Origin of the sequence: Pontivivens marinum, assembly GCF_900231835.1 — a bacterium.
GTDB lineage: Bacteria > Pseudomonadota > Alphaproteobacteria > Rhodobacterales > Rhodobacteraceae > Pontivivens > Pontivivens marinum.
In genome coordinates, this window is record NZ_OCTN01000004.1 from 188,970 (window position 1) to 203,553 (window position 14,584).

General features: G+C 60.9%; 18 protein-coding genes. 17 read left to right on the forward strand and 1 reads right to left on the reverse strand.

Features of this window, described 5'->3' with window-relative positions:
• Positions 1-4 precede the first annotated feature (4 nt).
• Together phnL and phnN are read left to right on the forward strand one after the other, a co-directional pair.
• Positions 5-688: a phosphonate C-P lyase system protein PhnL gene (gene phnL / locus CR254_RS11580; protein WP_097930116.1), complete on the forward strand. Its 684-nt coding sequence runs from the start codon at positions 5-7 to the stop codon at positions 686-688.
• A complete protein-coding gene (gene phnN, locus CR254_RS11585; RefSeq protein WP_097930118.1) occupies positions 685-1,230 on the forward strand; it encodes a phosphonate metabolism protein/1,5-bisphosphokinase (PRPP-forming) PhnN in 546 nt (181 codons plus the stop codon). Before phnL ends, phnN begins: the two co-directional genes overlap by 4 nt.
• On the opposite strand, the gene CR254_RS11590 is transcribed toward phnN, so the two are convergent.
• Positions 1,206-1,883 carry a DUF1045 domain-containing protein gene (locus CR254_RS11590; protein WP_097930119.1) on the reverse strand — a complete coding sequence of 226 codons (678 nt, stop codon included), beginning with the start codon at positions 1,881-1,883 and terminating at the stop codon, positions 1,206-1,208. The two genes, phnN and CR254_RS11590, sit on opposite strands and share 25 nt — an antisense overlap.
• Positions 1,884-1,933: 50 nt before the next feature.
• On the opposite strand from CR254_RS11590, the gene CR254_RS11595 reads away from it, so the two are divergent.
• From CR254_RS11595 to CR254_RS11660, 15 genes are all read left to right on the forward strand, one after another.
• Positions 1,934-3,079 carry an alpha-D-ribose 1-methylphosphonate 5-triphosphate diphosphatase gene (locus CR254_RS11595; protein WP_097930121.1) on the forward strand — a complete coding sequence of 382 codons (1,146 nt, stop codon included), beginning with the start codon at positions 1,934-1,936 and terminating at the stop codon, positions 3,077-3,079.
• Positions 3,080-3,148: 69 nt separating this feature from the next.
• Positions 3,149-4,075 (forward strand): ACP S-malonyltransferase, encoded by a 927-nt coding sequence (gene fabD, locus CR254_RS11600; protein WP_097930122.1) that lies wholly within the window; start codon positions 3,149-3,151, stop codon positions 4,073-4,075.
• Positions 4,076-4,080: 5 nt separating this feature from the next.
• Entirely contained in the window at positions 4,081-4,818 is a 738-nt protein-coding gene (fabG, locus tag CR254_RS11605) for a 3-oxoacyl-[acyl-carrier-protein] reductase (RefSeq protein ID WP_097930124.1), read from the forward strand.
• A 214-nt stretch (positions 4,819-5,032) separates the two neighbouring features.
• A complete protein-coding gene (locus CR254_RS11610) occupies positions 5,033-5,266 on the forward strand; it encodes an acyl carrier protein (RefSeq protein ID WP_097930126.1) in 234 nt (77 codons plus the stop codon).
• Positions 5,267-5,626: 360 nt separating this feature from the next.
• On the forward strand, positions 5,627-6,883 hold the full coding sequence (gene fabF / locus CR254_RS11615) for a beta-ketoacyl-ACP synthase II (protein WP_097930127.1): 1,257 nt from the start codon (positions 5,627-5,629) through the stop codon (positions 6,881-6,883).
• Between the two features lie 6 nt (positions 6,884-6,889).
• Positions 6,890-8,050 carry an endolytic transglycosylase MltG gene (gene mltG, locus CR254_RS11620; protein WP_097930129.1) on the forward strand — a complete coding sequence of 387 codons (1,161 nt, stop codon included), beginning with the start codon at positions 6,890-6,892 and terminating at the stop codon, positions 8,048-8,050.
• Between the two features lie 290 nt (positions 8,051-8,340).
• Entirely contained in the window at positions 8,341-8,691 is a 351-nt protein-coding gene (locus CR254_RS17925) for a hypothetical protein (protein ID WP_145996742.1), read from the forward strand.
• Positions 8,618-9,958 carry a DNA-packaging protein gene (locus CR254_RS11625; RefSeq protein ID WP_097930325.1) on the forward strand — a complete coding sequence of 447 codons (1,341 nt, stop codon included), beginning with the start codon at positions 8,618-8,620 and terminating at the stop codon, positions 9,956-9,958. Before CR254_RS17925 ends, CR254_RS11625 begins: the two co-directional genes overlap by 74 nt.
• Positions 9,959-10,039: 81 nt before the next feature.
• Positions 10,040-11,176, forward strand: coding sequence for a phage portal protein (locus tag CR254_RS11630; RefSeq protein ID WP_097930131.1), 1,137 nt, complete (start codon positions 10,040-10,042; stop codon positions 11,174-11,176).
• Positions 11,173-11,418 (forward strand): GTA head formation protein, RCAP_rcc01685 family, encoded by a 246-nt coding sequence (locus CR254_RS11635; protein WP_097930133.1) that lies wholly within the window; start codon positions 11,173-11,175, stop codon positions 11,416-11,418. Before CR254_RS11630 ends, CR254_RS11635 begins: the two co-directional genes overlap by 4 nt.
• Before the next feature lie 30 nt (positions 11,419-11,448).
• Complete coding sequence (locus CR254_RS11640; RefSeq protein WP_425440270.1) at positions 11,449-12,006, forward strand: HK97 family phage prohead protease; 558 nt, start codon at positions 11,449-11,451, stop codon at positions 12,004-12,006.
• 39 nt (positions 12,007-12,045) lie between these two features.
• Entirely contained in the window at positions 12,046-13,212 is a 1,167-nt protein-coding gene (locus CR254_RS11645) for a phage major capsid protein (protein ID WP_097930135.1), read from the forward strand.
• A 77-nt stretch (positions 13,213-13,289) separates the two neighbouring features.
• A complete protein-coding gene (locus CR254_RS11650; protein ID WP_097930137.1) occupies positions 13,290-13,841 on the forward strand; it encodes a head-tail connector protein in 552 nt (183 codons plus the stop codon).
• Positions 13,838-14,179, forward strand: a complete 342-nt coding sequence (locus CR254_RS11655) for a head-tail adaptor protein (protein ID WP_245851598.1) — start codon at positions 13,838-13,840, stop codon at positions 14,177-14,179. Before CR254_RS11650 ends, CR254_RS11655 begins: the two co-directional genes overlap by 4 nt.
• Positions 14,176-14,568 (forward strand): DUF3168 domain-containing protein, encoded by a 393-nt coding sequence (locus tag CR254_RS11660; protein ID WP_097930141.1) that lies wholly within the window; start codon positions 14,176-14,178, stop codon positions 14,566-14,568. The genes CR254_RS11655 and CR254_RS11660 overlap by 4 nt, the downstream gene beginning before the upstream one ends.
• The last annotated feature ends 16 nt before the right edge of the window (positions 14,569-14,584 follow it).

The following is a 14,584-nucleotide window of genomic DNA, read 5'->3' on the forward strand; positions in this document are numbered from 1 at the left end:
GATCATGATCTCGATTGAAAATGTTTCAAAGTCGTTCACGCTGCACAATCAGGGCGGTGCGGTTATTCCCGTGATGGAGGGCGCATCGCTGGCCGTGGCGGCGGGCGAATGTGTTGCGCTGGTCGGAGCATCAGGCGCAGGTAAATCCACGCTGATGCGGATGATCTATGGCAATTACCTGACGGCCTCGGGGCGGATTATGGTCGGGGATGTGGATGTTGCCACCGCCCAACCGCGTGAGATTATCGCCCTGCGCCGCCGGACCTTGGGCTATGTCAGCCAGTTCCTGCGCGTGGTGCCTCGTGTTTCCACGCTGGACGTGGTTGCCGAACCGCTGTTGATGACCGGCACCCCGCATGACGAGGCTCGCGAGATCGCGCGCGGCCTGTTGGCGCGATTGAATATACCGGAGCGTCTGTGGGCGCTAAGCCCCACGACGTTTTCCGGTGGTGAACAACAGCGGGTGAACATCGCGCGCGGGTTCGCCTATCCCTATCCGGCGCTGCTATTGGATGAGCCGACGGCCAGCCTTGATCCTATCAACCGCGAAACCGTGTTGACCATGGTTGAGGAGGCGAAGGCACGCGGCACCGCAATCATCGGCATTTTCCACGACGCACCAGCCCGCGAACGGCTGTGCGACCGGCAGGTGGATGTCACCGGATTCACCCCGGGATTGGCGGCGTGAGCGGGCGCTTCATCGCGGTTGTCGGCCCGTCAGGCGTGGGCAAGGACAGCGTCATGGCGGCGCTGGCCAGCGATCCGAATATCGTTCTGGCGCGGCGGATCATCACCCGCCCGTCAGATGCGGGCGGTGAGGATTTCGAGGGCGTTAGCGAAACCGCTTTCGATCTGTTGCAACAGGCCGGAGCCTTTGCGCTGAACTGGCCCGCTCATGGGTTGCGCTACGCGATCCCGCGCAGCGTGGATGATGAGATTGCGGCGGGGCGCGATGTGCTCGCCAACATCTCACGCGCGAAATTGCAGGAGGCTGCTGACCGTTTCGCAAAGTTCGAGGTTATTTCCCTGACCGCACCCCGCGCCGCACTGGCCGCGAGACTGGCGGATCGCGGGCGTGAGGATGCGGACGATATTGCCCGCCGCCTGCAACGGCCCGCCTTTACCTTTCCACCGGAACTGACCGTGCATGACGTGGTGAACGACAGCACCTTGGCCGATTGCGTGCAGGCGGTTCGGGCGTGCCTTTACCCTGACAGCGTGGCGCGGTGAATTTGGTGGAACATACCGTCCGCATCCTCGCCCATCAGGGTGATCGCATCGATGTCCAGCGCGGCGGGCAGGGCGCGGGCGATGGGGGTGCTGAGCGCGTCGATCACTTGCGCCGCCTGCGCCACCGACAACTGGTCGCTCAACGTCAGATGAAAGTGGAAATCGTCAAAGATATAGGGATAACCCCATTCCAGCATCTGTGCGTCCAGTTTCGGCGTCAGACCGGCGCGACGGCGGCGGGCGATATAGGCGTCGGTCAAGGGGGCGCGATAGGCGTCCAGCTTACGCACGATATCACTGGCCAGCGCACCCAGCGCGGGGTTTTCGCCAACGGGGCGCAGGCCGACAAAGCCGTGGTGATGGGCAAGGTCCATTTCCGCGATCCGCACCGCCGCATGGTTGCGCGCAAAGTCCTGAACCCCGTGCAGCAGATCATCCTGCGTCAGGCCCTGCGCCAGATGAAACGGTGCCTTCAGCGTGCCGTGAATCCCGTATTTGCGGGGCGTGGCCGTAATGGCGGCAACGTCCAACCCATCGGCATAGGGATGCGCCAGCGCGCGCCCCTTTGCATTATCCCAGCCCAACCAGCGCGCGCCGAAATCGGCCAGCGGCCCCTCGGGCGGCGTGTAGAAAATTGCATATCGCTCAAACATCATTTCACTCCCGCAGACAGCACTGCCTGCCAACACAGCGTGACGATTCCATGACACAAGACATCATTCTCTCCAATGCTCGCCTGATCCTAGAGGACGAGGTCGTGACCGGATCGCTGCGCATGCGCGATGGTCATATCGTTGAGATCGCACAGGGCGCATCGGTGCCCGTTGGTGCGGTGGATTGTCAGGGTGATTGGGTTGCCCCCGGTTTGGTCGAATTGCACACCGATAATCTGGAGCGGCACCTGTCCCCAAGGCCCAAGGTGGATTGGCCCCACCGCGCCGCGATTATCGCCCATGATCGGGAACTGGCGGGCACCGGTATCACCACCGTGTTCGATGCGATCCGCGTTGGCTCCATCGTGTCCGCGGGGCAAAAGCGGTATGGCAAATATGCGCGCAACATGGCGAACGAGATTGTCGCCATGCGGGCCGAGGGCGCGCTGCGCATCAGCCATCACATCCATTTGCGAGCTGAAACGTGCTCGGAAACCTTGGTTGATGAACTGGCCGAGTTCGGGCCGGATGACCGCGTTGGGATCGTGTCGATGATGGACCACACGCCGGGGCAGCGCCAATTTTCGGACATCACGAAATATCGGGACTATGTTTGCGGCAAGCACGGCCTGCCCGCGGATGAATTCGATGGCTATGTCTCGTTCCTGCTGGGCCTGCACGAAACCTATGGCGCCGCGCATGAGGCAGCGACCGTTGAGGCGGCGCGCCGCTATGGTGCCACGCTGGCCAGCCATGATGACACAACCGCCGCGCAGGTCGCCACCAGCTACGGTTACGGTGTGAAAATCGCAGAATTCCCCACCTCGGTTGAGGCGGCGGATGCCTGCCGTCAGGTGGGTATCCAGACCATCATGGGCGCGCCGAACCTTGTGCGCGGTGGCTCGCATTCCGGCAATGTCGCCGCGCTGGAACTGGCGCAGCGGGACCGGCTGGATATTCTGTCGTCGGATTACGTGCCTGCCTCGCTGCTGATGGGGGCCGTGCAACTGGCCGAGGAATGGGCCGATTACGCCCGTGGTTTGGCCACCGTCACCCATGCACCCGCGCGCAGTGTCGGCCTGACAGATCGGGGTGTTTTGACCGGTGGAATGCGGGCGGACGTGATCCGGTTCGCCATGATGGGCGGCTCGCCGGTATTGCGGGGGACATGGGCGAACGGCGTGCAGGTTTCCTAGGCCCTGACCGCTTGCCCCCTATCCCTGCGCACCTTAAACTGTGACGTAACGACATATGAGGAACATGATATGCGCGCATTCGTATTTCCGGGGCAGGGTGCTCAAACAATCGGCATGGGCAAGGCGCTTGCCGATGCCTACCCGCAGGCCGCACAGGTCTTTGAGGAGGTTGATGATGCGTTGGGCGAAAAGCTGTCCACGCTGATTTGGGAGGGCGATATCGCCGACCTGACCCTGACCGCCAATGCGCAGCCCGCGCTGATGGCGACATCCATTGCCGCTATGCGTGCATTGGCAGCCGAGGGGTTTGACCTGTCCGGCGCGTCCCATGTCGCGGGGCATTCGCTGGGCGAATATTCCGCGCTATGCGCTGCCGGTGCGTTGAGCCTTGGCGATACGGCGCGTTTGCTGCGCAAGCGGGGCGAGGCAATGCAGCAGGCCGTTCCGGTTGGTGTTGGTGCCATGGCCGCGTTGCTGGGGCTGGATTTCGAGACGGTTAAAACCGTCGCAGAGCAGGCCGCGCAGGGTGAAATCTGTCAGGCTGCAAATGATAACGATCCCGGTCAGGTTGTGGTTTCCGGCCATAAGGCCGCGGTTGAGCGTGCCTGTGAAATCGCCAAGGAGCATGGTGCAAAGCGCGCGGTTCTGCTGCCCGTTTCTGCTCCGTTCCACTGCGCATTGATGGAACCTGCGGCGCGGGTCATGGCCGAAGCCTTGGCCGCCGTTGATATCGCCGCACCGGCCGTGCCGCTGGTCGCCAATGTCACCGCATCCGCGACCGACGATCCTGCACAGATTCGCGAGTTGCTGGTTGAGCAGGTCACAGGCTCCGTGCGTTGGCGTGAAAGCGTCGGCTATATGGCCGCGCAGGGCGTTACCGAAATTTGGGAAATCGGCGCTGGTAAGGCGCTGGCCGGCATGATCCGCCGTATTGATAAGACGATCGCGTGCAAGGCTGTCGGCACACCCGACAATATCGCCGCGCTGAAGGAGTAATATTTATGTTTGATTTGACTGGCAAAACGGCCCTCGTCACCGGTGCATCCGGTGGTATCGGCGGCGCGATCGCCACTGCACTGCATGCTGCGGGGGCGACTGTTGGCCTCAGCGGTACGCGCGAGGCACCGTTGCAGGAGCTGGCCGAAACGTTGGGTGAACGCGCGCATGTGTTGCCGTGCAACCTGTCCGACGCGGAGGCGGTTGAGGCATTGCCAAAACAGGCCATCGCGGCCATGGGCTCGCTGGATATCCTCGTCAACAATGCAGGGATCACGGCTGACAACATCTTTATGCGGATGTCCGATGATGAATGGTCGCGGGTTATCGACGTAAACCTGACCTCCTCGATGCGGTTGTGTCGTGGTGTGATGCGCCCGATGATGAAGGCCCGTTGGGGGCGTATCATCAACATCACCTCCGTCGTGGGTGTGACCGGCAATGGCGGGCAGGTAAATTATGCCGCGTCCAAGGCAGGCATGATCGGTTTGACCAAATCGCTGGCACAGGAAGTCGCATCGCGCGGCATCACTGCCAATTGCGTGGCCCCCGGTTTCATTGAAACGGCGATGACCGATAAATTGAATGAAAAGCAGAAAGATGGCATTCTGACTGCGATTCCTGCCGGTCGGATGGGCACAGGGGATGAAATCGCCTCTGCTGTGCTCTATCTGGCAAGTCAGGAGGCCGCTTATGTCACGGGCCAGACGCTGCACGTCAACGGCGGCATGGCGATGATCTAAGCGGTTTTTGCAAGCTGTGCGAAAGCGTTTGCGCATCGCATAGGTTGTGCTATAGCCCGCCGCACACGGGCCCACCGGATGCCGCGCACATGTTCGTGCCGGATTGTCAGACGGGCCTTTTTCCGTTACGGCGGACCCATCGCCCGGTGGTAATTCACACTGGGAACCTATCGGATAGGGCGCGTCCCTTCCGACCGAAACGAGGAATATGGATATGAGCGACATTGCAGATCGCGTGAAGAAGATCGTCGTCGAGCACCTGAGCGTCGAAGAGGACAAAGTGACCGAGAATGCGTCGTTCATCGACGACCTCGGCGCAGACAGCCTCGACACTGTTGAGCTGGTCATGGCCTTCGAGGAAGAGTTCGGGATCGAGATCCCAGACGACGCCGCTGAGACGATCCAGACGTTCGGCGACGCAGTGAGCTTCATCAAGGGCGCGCAGTAATAGCGCACCTGATGCGGGCACCAACGTGACCGTATGATGGCTTTGAAAGGCGCGTTCCCGCATGGGGGCGCGCTTTTTCGTTGCGGGGCGATGTTTTGGGGGCGCCTCCGGCGGGGATATTTTAAGAATGCGATAACCAATTCGGCGCAGGTTGGCATTACGGAACAGGCGGGGACGCCGATGGCCGTGAATGCGATGCGTCACCCTCCACGCACGTGCGGCGTGGTTGGGTGACGGGCATATCGCATTCATGAAATATCCCCGCCGGAGGCGCATCTTGCATTCAGAAGCAAGGCTTCCCTTGTCGCACCCCCCATAGCAGCGCTATATCCCTGACAACAAAATGACGAGGAGAGCGGTATGCGGCGAGTGGTTGTGACCGGATTGGGGATGGTGACACCTTTGGCCTGCGGGGTCGAAGAAACGTGGAGCCGTTTGTTGGATGGGGAATCGGGCGCGGGTCCGATTACCAAATTTGATGCTTCACATCTGGCGACACGCATTGCGTGTGAGGTTCCCACAGGGGACGGCACAGATGGCACATTCAATGTTGATGATTGGATGTCGCCCAAGGAAGCCCGCAAGGTTGATACCTTCATCCTATTTGCGATGGCTGCTGCGACGCAGGCGGTTGAGGATTCGGGCTGGAAGCCCGAGGATGCTGACGGTCAGGCGCGCACCGGTGTTATGATCGGGTCCGGCATTGGCGGATTGGACAGCATTGCGCAGACCGCGATCCTGCTCAAGGAAAAGGGCCCGCGCCGTGTGTCGCCGTTCTTTATTCCCGGCAGCCTGATCAACCTGTGCTCTGGTCAGGTGTCCATCAAATACGGCTTTAAGGGTCCGAACCACGCTGTTGTGACCGCATGTTCCACTGGTGCGCATGCCATCGGTGATGCGTCGCGGATCATCGGCTTTGGCGATGCGGATGTGATGATCGCAGGTGGTGCCGAGGGCGCGATTTGTGAGCTGGGCATTGCTGGTTTCAACGCCTGCAAGGCGCTGAGCACTGGCTATAATGACACGCCCGAGAAGGCCTCGCGCCCCTATGACAAGGACCGCGATGGTTTTGTTATGGGTGAGGGTGCCGGTGTTGTTGTGCTGGAGGAATACGAGCACGCAGTTGCGCGTGGTGCCAAGATTTACGCCGAGGTTGTTGGTTACGGCATGTCCGGCGACGCCTATCACATCACGGCGCCTGCATCGGATGGGGACGGTGCCTATCGTTCCATGAAGGCGGCGATTGATCGGGCCGGTTTGACGGCTGCGGATGTGGATTACATCAACGCGCATGGCACCTCGACCATGGCGGATACGATCGAGCTGGGCGCGGTTGAGCGGTTGATGGGGGATGCTGCGGATAAGGCGACGATGTCCTCGACCAAATCGGCAACTGGCCACCTGTTGGGCGCTGCTGGCGCGATTGAGGCGATCTTTGCGATTCTGTCGATCCGCGATCAGGTTGCCCCACCGACGATCAATCTGGACAATCCTGCGGTGGAAACACCTTTGGATCTGGCACCGAATGCAAAGCGGGAGCGTGAGATCAACGTCGCGCTCAGCAACTCCTTTGGCTTCGGGGGCACCAATGCCTCGGTTCTGTTCAAGAAGGTCTGATCCGTAATGATCCGCTCGATTGCTTCGAATGTTCTGACCTTTCTGATTATCGCGCTGGCGGCTGCGTCTGGCGTGATTTTCTGGGGGCAGCGCACCTTTGTCGCGCAGGGGCCACTGGAGCAGGCGATCTGCTTGCGTGTCGCGCCTGGTGATTCAATGGGCGCTGTTGCGCAGCGGTTGGAGGCGCAGGACGCTGTTTCCCACGCCACGCTGTTTCGGGTTGGCGCGAATTATTCGGGGCGGTCGGGCGATCTGAAATTCGGCAACTATCTGGTTGCGGCGGGCAGTTCGATGGATGAGATCATAGATGTTGTCACACGCGGCGGGCAGAGCACCTGTGGTGCTGAGGTGAATTTCCGCGTTGGTGTCACCGCAATCAGTGCGGTTGCGCGGGAATTGAACCCCGTGACGGGCCGTTACGAGGAGGTTGCATCCTATGATCCAGCGGCGGAGGAGATCGCGATTCCCGCAGCCTTTACCGAGCTGGTCAACAGTGATGCGATCCCGCGCTATCGTGTGACCTTGGCCGAGGGTGTGACCAGTTGGCAGGTGCGTGATGCGCTGCAACGGATCGACATTCTGGAGGGTGAAATCGCGGATGTACCGGCGGAGGGATCGCTAAGCCCTGACAGCTATGAGGTGCAGCCCGGTGATACCCGTGCCTCGGTGATTGAGCGGATGCAGATCGCGCAGGAAAATGTGCTGGCGGCTGCTTGGGCAGAGCGGGCGGATGATTTGCCGGTGGATAGCCCTGAGGAACTGTTGGTTCTGGCGTCCTTGATCGAGAAGGAAACCGGTGTCGCGGCGGAGCGGGCGCAGGTTGCCTCCGTCTTTGTGAACCGGTTGCGGCAGGGGATACGCCTGCAAACCGATCCGGCGGTGATTTATGGCGTGACCAATGGTGAGGGCGTTCTGGGTCGTGGATTGCGGCGCAGTGAGCTGGACACCCCCACGCCCTATAACACCTACACCATCGATGCGTTGCCACCGACGCCGATTGCCAATCCCGGACGCAACGCGATTGCGGCGGCGGCAAATCCGGATGAGACGCCCTATATCTTCTTTGTTGCGGATGGCACGGGCGGTCATGCATTCGCGGTTACGTTGAGCGAGCACAACGCCAATGTGGCGCGTTGGCGCGAGATTGAGGCGCGTCGCAACCAGTAAGGTGCAGATTCGCGAGGGATTTGGGGCGTGAACCAGCCGGTTCGCGCCCTTTTTCTGTTTCGGACTTTGTAAAGGTTAATTCTATTGAGGCTATATTTATTGATATTGTTGAGTTTTGTGGTTTGAATCGTTAACGTAAAGATTAAAAATAAGTAAAAGTGCATTTTGTTGTTGACGGATCGTGCGCTATCAGGCATAACTTGTTTCAAGCTGATAGAAGTGGGTAAGCGGACTGGGCAACCAGAGCCGCTTTTTTTATTTTCGCCATAACCAGCGGTAAGTTTTTATTCATGACATTTGAAACAGAAGACCAGCGGGCAGCGCCCGACTGGAAGCTTGAGTGTGCGCGGGTTGTTTACGAATCCGTCGGACGCGCCCTGAAGACCCGTATCGTGCAGCTCGAAGGTTCTGAGCCGGACGAAAAAGCAGCCAAAGCGATTGCCGATGAAGTTCGGACACATCGCAAGGCTCTCTTGCAACTCATGGAATATGAGGCAGAATTCAATGCAAATGCTGCACCAAACGGACATAGCGCAGGGCACATGCTCGACCTCGACGCCGCACGAGATGAGCTTCGTGCGCGAATTTCTAAGCTCCGCAAGCGAGGCGGAGATCGAGGAGCTGCTGGCAAGCCTGAGTGAGAATGCGCTGCATTCGCTAAGCTATCTGTTCGAGGTTTGGGCCATTGAGGGGCATCAGATCGCGCCGGAGGGTGAGTGGTCAAATTGGCTGATCATGGGCGGACGCGGCGCAGGTAAAACACGGGCCGGTGCGGAATATATCCGCAGCTTGGTCGAGGGGCCAACGCCGAACGCGCCGGGTCGTTGTAACCGGATTGCGCTGCTGGGTGAGACATATGACCAGGCGCGCGACGTGATGGTGCTGGGCGATAGCGGGTTGATTGCCTGCTCGCCACCGGATCGTAAGCCGCGTTGGATTGCGTCACGCCGCGTGCTGATCTGGCCGAACGGCGCAGAGGCGCAGGTGTTTTCCGCCTCCGATCCTGAGGCGATGCGCGGGCCGCAATTTGACGGGGCGTGGTGCGATGAGTTGGCCAAGTGGAAGAAGGGTCAACATGCGTGGGACATGCTGCAATTCGCGCTGCGCCTTGGTGATGATCCCCGCTGTGTGGTGACGACGACGCCAGCGCCCGGTGCGTTGTTTGAGGAGGTTCTGGGCGAGGCGGGTACGGTTGTTACGCAGGCGGCGACCTCGGCGAATATGGCCAATCTGGCGCCCGGTTTTCTGAAGGCTGTCACGGCGAAATATGGTGGTACGGCACTGGGTCGTCAGGAGCTGGACGGTGAGTTGATTAAGGATATGCCCGGCGCGCTGTGGCCTCGGGATCTGATCGAGGCGGCGCGGGTATCCGAGGCGCCTGAATTGCAGCGCATTATCGTTGCGGTTGATCCACCGATGACGGGGCATGAGGGCTCTGACGCATGTGGCATCGTGGTGGCGGGCCTGCACCGTGAGGCGGATAGCTGGAAGGCGGTCATCCTCGCGGATGTGAGCGTTCAAGCAGCATCCCCACTGACTTGGGCCAAGGCGGCGATTGCGGCGCGCGATGATTGGGGCGCGGATCGTGTCGTGGCCGAGGTTAATCAGGGCGGTGATTTGGTGGAGAACTTGCTGCGGCAGGTGGATCGGAACGTCAGTTACCGTGGTGTGCATGCCAGCCGCTCGAAACAGGCGCGGGCGGAGCCGGTTGCGGCGCTGTATGAGCAGGGGCGTGTGTTGCATGCGGGCAGCTTCCCCGCGCTGGAGGACGAGATGGCGGCGATGCTGCGCTCCGGTTATTCGGGGCGTGGATCACCGGACCGGCTGGATGCGCTGGTCTGGGCCGTTACCGACCTGATGCAGGATGCGGAGGCGGTGGTTCATCGCCCACAGGTGCGCGGGCTGTAGGCGAATTTTGGATATTTGAAGAATGCGAGGGGGGCCAGTTGGCTCCCCTTTTTGTTTACCGGAATTTTACGGGAGAAAACGATGCTGGGTTTGTTCAAAAGGGAAGCGCCCGAGGTCAAGGCGAGTGCGGCCAGCCCTATGGTCGCGTTTCACGGCGCGGGGCGCGCAACGTGGAGCGGGCGTGATGGGGCGTCGTTGACGCGGGTTGGCTTTACCTCGAACCCGGTCGGGTTTCGCTGTGTGAAGCTGATCGCGGAGGCGGCCTCGGCTGTGCCCTTTGTGCTGGGCGATGCGGAGCGGCGCTATGACGTGCATCCGGTACTGGACCTGCTGGCACGCCCTAATGGCGGGCAGGGCGCTGGTGAGCTGTTTGAGGCGTTCTACGGCCAGTTGCTGCTGAGTGGTAACGGCTACATGGAGGCCGTGGCCGGTGCGGATGTTCCGATGGAGCTGCATGTTCTACGTTCAGATCGGATGCGGGTTGTGCCCGGTTCGGATGGCTGGCCGATTGGCTATGATTACGCGGTTGGGGCGAAGAAGCATCGCTTTCCGGCTGAGGCGGTGTGCCATGTGCGCGGCTGGCATCCGACGGACGATCATTATGGTCTAAGCCCGATGCAGGCGGCGGCGACGGCGGTGGATGTGCACAATGCGGCCTCGAAATGGTCCAAGGCGTTGCTGGACAATGCGGCGCGGCCCTCAGGTGCGATTGTTTACCGGTCGGCTGAGGGCGGCGGCGTGTTGGGCGCGGATCAGTACGATCGCCTAAAACACGAGCTGGAGGGGCAGCATCAGGGTGCGGCGAATGCGGGTCGCCCGATGTTGCTGGAGGGCGGTTTGGATTGGAAGCCTATGGGTTTCTCACCGTCCGATATGGAGTTTCAGAAAACCAAGGAAGCGGCTGCGCGAGAGATCGCGTTGGCCTTTGGTGTGCCGCCCATGCTGCTGGGTCTGCCCGGTGATGCGACCTATGCGAATTACGCCGAGGCGAACCGTGCGTTTTACCGTCTGACGGTGCTGCCGCTGGTTGGCAAGGTTGCAGGTGCGTTGTCGCAGTGGCTGCCCGGTATGGGGGGGGCGCGGTTAAAGCCGGATCTGGATGGGGTTCCGGCATTGGCGTTGGAGCGCGAGGCGCAGTGGCGTCGTATCTCGGATGCGGACTTTCTGAGCGAGGACGAAAAGCGCGGCATGCTTGGCCTGCCGCCGCGTGCGGTTTGACGGCGCGGACCCCTGGCTCTCGGTTTTTATATGAGCCGTTTGATGCCACGAGCGCACGGGTCGAAACGCTGGAACGGGTAAGCGAGGAACGCTGGCTGGCGCTGGAGCGTCGGCTGGGCGGGATCGAGGCGCTGCTGGACCGTTTGGAGCGGCGCATGTGGATGGCCGTTTACGGTGTGGCCGGTACGCTGGCCGCGCAGGGGCTGTTTCTGGTTTTGTCGGGTGGTCTTAACGCCGCCTGATAAGGTGTTGTTTTACATAGGAGAGTGTGGATGACGGGATATGATCCGGCGAATATGCTGGAAACGAAGTTCTGCGGTCTGGGCGAAGCGCCTGCGCTGGATGGGGATGCGACGATAGCGGGCTATGCCTCGCTATACGGTATTGCCGATCAGGGCGGCGACATCGTTCAAAAGGGCGCATATGGCCGCGCATTGGAGCGGCTATTCGCCAAGGGCCGCACGGTCAAGATGCTGTGGCAGCACGATCCCAACACCCCGATCGGTGTTTGGGAGGCGGTTGAGGAGGATGGCACCGGACTGCATGTTCGCGGTCGCATCCTGACCGAGGTGCAGGCGGGCCGTGAGGCGCTGGCGCTGCTAAAAGCCGGAGCCATTGACGGGCTGTCCATTGGATATCGCACCATCCGCGCGGAGAAATCCGGCGCAGGGCGGTTGCTGCACGAGATCGAGCTTTGGGAAGTGTCCTTAGTGACGTTCCCCATGCTCCCCGAGGCGCGGGCACAATCGAAATCCGAACAGACGGATGACGATGTGCTGGCGACGAGCCTCGCGTCCTTTTTTGATGACGCGGCGGCACTACTGGCCTGATTGGTCGTTTTTTACTTAAGCAATTTCAAGGATGGATTGATGCACGACATCGACACCAAGTCAGGCGCACAAGCGCGTGACGTGAAGGCGGCCATGACTGGCTTTCTGAGCGAATTCAAAAACTTCCAATCCGACATTCAGACAAAACTTATTGAACAAGAAAGCCGCTTGAACATGATGCAGACAAAATCCTCCCGCCCCGCACTGTCCTCCGCTGCTGAAGTTGAGGTTCCTCATCAAAAGGCATTCGCGGCCTATCTGCGGTCGGGTGATGATGATGGCCTGCGCTCGCTGGGCGTTGAGGAAAAGGGCATGTCCACCCAGGTTTCCGCAGAGGGTGGTTATCTGGTGGACCCGCAGACCTCGGCCACTGTGCACGGTGTTCTGCTGGGCGCGGCGTCGTTGCGTTCGGTTGCGAATGTGGTGAATGTTGAGGCATCCGCCTTTGACGTGCTGGTCGATCACAACGACACCGGCGCTGGCTGGTCGGATGAGACGGCCAATGCGGGTGAGACTGGCGCGCCGCAACTGGAGCGTATCTCGATCCCGCTGCATGAGCTGTCGGCAATGCCAAAGGCCTCGCAGCGTTTGCTGGATGACAGCGCGTTCGACGTTGAGGGCTGGTTGGCCAACCGCATCGCGGACAAGTTTGCACGGGCCGAGAGCGTTTCGTTCATCGCGGGTGACGGTGTGGGCAAGCCGCGCGGCATCATGAGCTATACCGCTGTTGCGAATGATGTCTGGGCCTGGGGCAATCTGGGCTATGTGGCCACCGGTACGAACGGCGATTTCTCCATCGCTGATCCGGCGGATGCGATTGTCGATCTGGTCTATTCGCTGGGTGCACAATACCGCGCGAACGCGACCTTTGTCATGAACTCCAAGACGGCTGGCGCGGTGCGCAAGATGAAGGACGCGGATGGCCGCTTCCTGTGGTCGGACACACTGGCCGCGGGTGAGCCTGCGCGTCTGATGGGGTATCCGGTTCTGATCTGCGAGGACATGCCGGATATCGCAGCGGGTACCACGGCGATTGCCTTTGGCGATTTCTCGAACGGTTACACCATCGCGGAACGTCCCGACATGCGCATCCTGCGCGACCCGTTCTCGGCCAAGCCTAACGTCCAGTTCTTTGCCACCAAGCGTGTTGGCGGCGACGTTAGCGACTTTGCTGCGATCAAGCTGCTGAAGTTCGCAGCCAGCTAAGACAGCGCTGACTGACTGATCGAAGGGCCTGCGTTCGCGTGGGCCCTTTTTGTATCCGACAGGGTGGGAGACAGCCGATGATGATGACGGAACGCAATGGCCCAGCCCGCGTGCCGGTGGAGATACGCGATTTTGCGGACCACCTGCATCTGGGAACGGGGTTTGACGATGATGGCGCGCAGGACGCCATGCTGGAGATGTATTTGCGCGCAGCAACCAGCGCAGTTGAGGCACGGATCGGCAAGGCGTTGATCACGCGCGATTTGCGTTTGGTTCTGACAAACTGGCGCGGTGATATGCAGGCCCTGCCGATTGCGCCGGTTACTGCCGTGGACGAGGTGCGCGTAGCCGATGCGGCAGGTGGCACGCGGGTGATGGAGAACGTCACGCTGCGTATTGATGCCCATCGCCCGGTTCTGGCCGGGCGTATTTGCGTTCCCGAGGGTGGTCAGGTCGAGGTTGATTTTACCGCTGGTTACGGCCTCGTCCCTGCGGATGTACCTGCTGATTTGCGTCATGCGGTGATGCTGCTGGCGGCGAGCTATTACGAAAACCGGTCCGGTGGGCAGGGGCATTGGCCGTTTGGCGTGCTGGCCCTGTTGGACGCGCATCGTCCGGTGCGCCTGTGAGCGGTGCTGCGCCGGTTCTAGACCGAGAGATGGTGCTGGAGGCCCGTGCCATGACCCCTGATGGCGGTGGCGGCCTGATGGAGGGGTGGCAGGCGCTCGGCACGCTATGGGCCGCGATTGAGCGTCCTGCGGCCCGTCTGGTGCGTGAGGGTGCGTTAGAGGTGTCCAGCGTGCGCGTGCGGATCATCCTGCGTGCAGCGCCCCACGGCAGATCGCGGCGGCCTGTTCCGGGCCAGCGGTTGCGCATGGGGGATCGGGTGTTCCGTATCCTTGGCGTCGCGGAATATGACCGCGCGGCGCATTACCTGCAACTCTGGGCTGAGGAGGGCGGAGCATGAGCTGCGCATTTTCATGGGAGCTGCAACAGGGCCTGTACTGGGCGCTGAATGCGGCGCCGGAAATCACCAATTTGGCCACCGTTCTGGATGCGACCAGCGCGCCGGTTGAGGGCGAATATGTCTCGATCGGAGAGGAGCTGGTGCGTCAACGCGGGCCGGGATTGAGCCAGCATGATGTGTTGATCGAGGTTCATTCAGCCGCGCAGGGATTCGCGCAGGCCAAGATTATCGCCGCGGAGGTGGGCAACGTCCTGCTGCTGACCCCGCCCGCCGTAACGGGGGCGACGGTGACGGATTTGCGGTTCCTAAAGGCGCGTGCGCAACGGTCAAAGGGCACGGAGCGGCGGCTGATTACGCTGACCTTCCGAATTCTGATCGACGCGAACTAAACGTTTCAAGGCATTA

What these genes read in the sequence shown, in the direction of transcription:
- CR254_RS11660 (WP_097930141.1), top strand. Translation starts at nt 14,176, where the DNA reads ATGAGCTGCGCATTTTCATGGGAGCTGCAACAGGGCCTGTACTGGGCG.
- phnL (WP_097930116.1), top strand. Translation starts at nt 5, where the DNA reads ATGATCTCGATTGAAAATGTTTCAAAGTCGTTCACGCTGCACAATCAG.
- CR254_RS11590 (WP_097930119.1), bottom strand. Translation starts at nt 1,883, where the DNA reads ATGTTTGAGCGATATGCAATTTTCTACACGCCGCCCGAGGGGCCGCTG.
- fabD (WP_097930122.1), top strand. Translation starts at nt 3,149, where the DNA reads ATGCGCGCATTCGTATTTCCGGGGCAGGGTGCTCAAACAATCGGCATG.
- fabG (WP_097930124.1), top strand. Translation starts at nt 4,081, where the DNA reads ATGTTTGATTTGACTGGCAAAACGGCCCTCGTCACCGGTGCATCCGGT.
- CR254_RS11640 (WP_425440270.1), top strand. Translation starts at nt 11,449, where the DNA reads ATGACGGGATATGATCCGGCGAATATGCTGGAAACGAAGTTCTGCGGT.
- fabF (WP_097930127.1), top strand. Translation starts at nt 5,627, where the DNA reads ATGCGGCGAGTGGTTGTGACCGGATTGGGGATGGTGACACCTTTGGCC.
- mltG (WP_097930129.1), top strand. Translation starts at nt 6,890, where the DNA reads ATGATCCGCTCGATTGCTTCGAATGTTCTGACCTTTCTGATTATCGCG.
- CR254_RS11610 (WP_097930126.1), top strand. Translation starts at nt 5,033, where the DNA reads ATGAGCGACATTGCAGATCGCGTGAAGAAGATCGTCGTCGAGCACCTG.
- CR254_RS11630 (WP_097930131.1), top strand. Translation starts at nt 10,040, where the DNA reads ATGCTGGGTTTGTTCAAAAGGGAAGCGCCCGAGGTCAAGGCGAGTGCG.
- CR254_RS11595 (WP_097930121.1), top strand. Translation starts at nt 1,934, where the DNA reads ATGACACAAGACATCATTCTCTCCAATGCTCGCCTGATCCTAGAGGAC.
- CR254_RS11650 (WP_097930137.1), top strand. Translation starts at nt 13,290, where the DNA reads ATGATGATGACGGAACGCAATGGCCCAGCCCGCGTGCCGGTGGAGATA.
- CR254_RS11625 (WP_097930325.1), top strand. Translation starts at nt 8,618, where the DNA reads ATGAGCTTCGTGCGCGAATTTCTAAGCTCCGCAAGCGAGGCGGAGATC.
- CR254_RS17925 (WP_145996742.1), top strand. Translation starts at nt 8,341, where the DNA reads ATGACATTTGAAACAGAAGACCAGCGGGCAGCGCCCGACTGGAAGCTT.
- CR254_RS11645 (WP_097930135.1), top strand. Translation starts at nt 12,046, where the DNA reads ATGCACGACATCGACACCAAGTCAGGCGCACAAGCGCGTGACGTGAAG.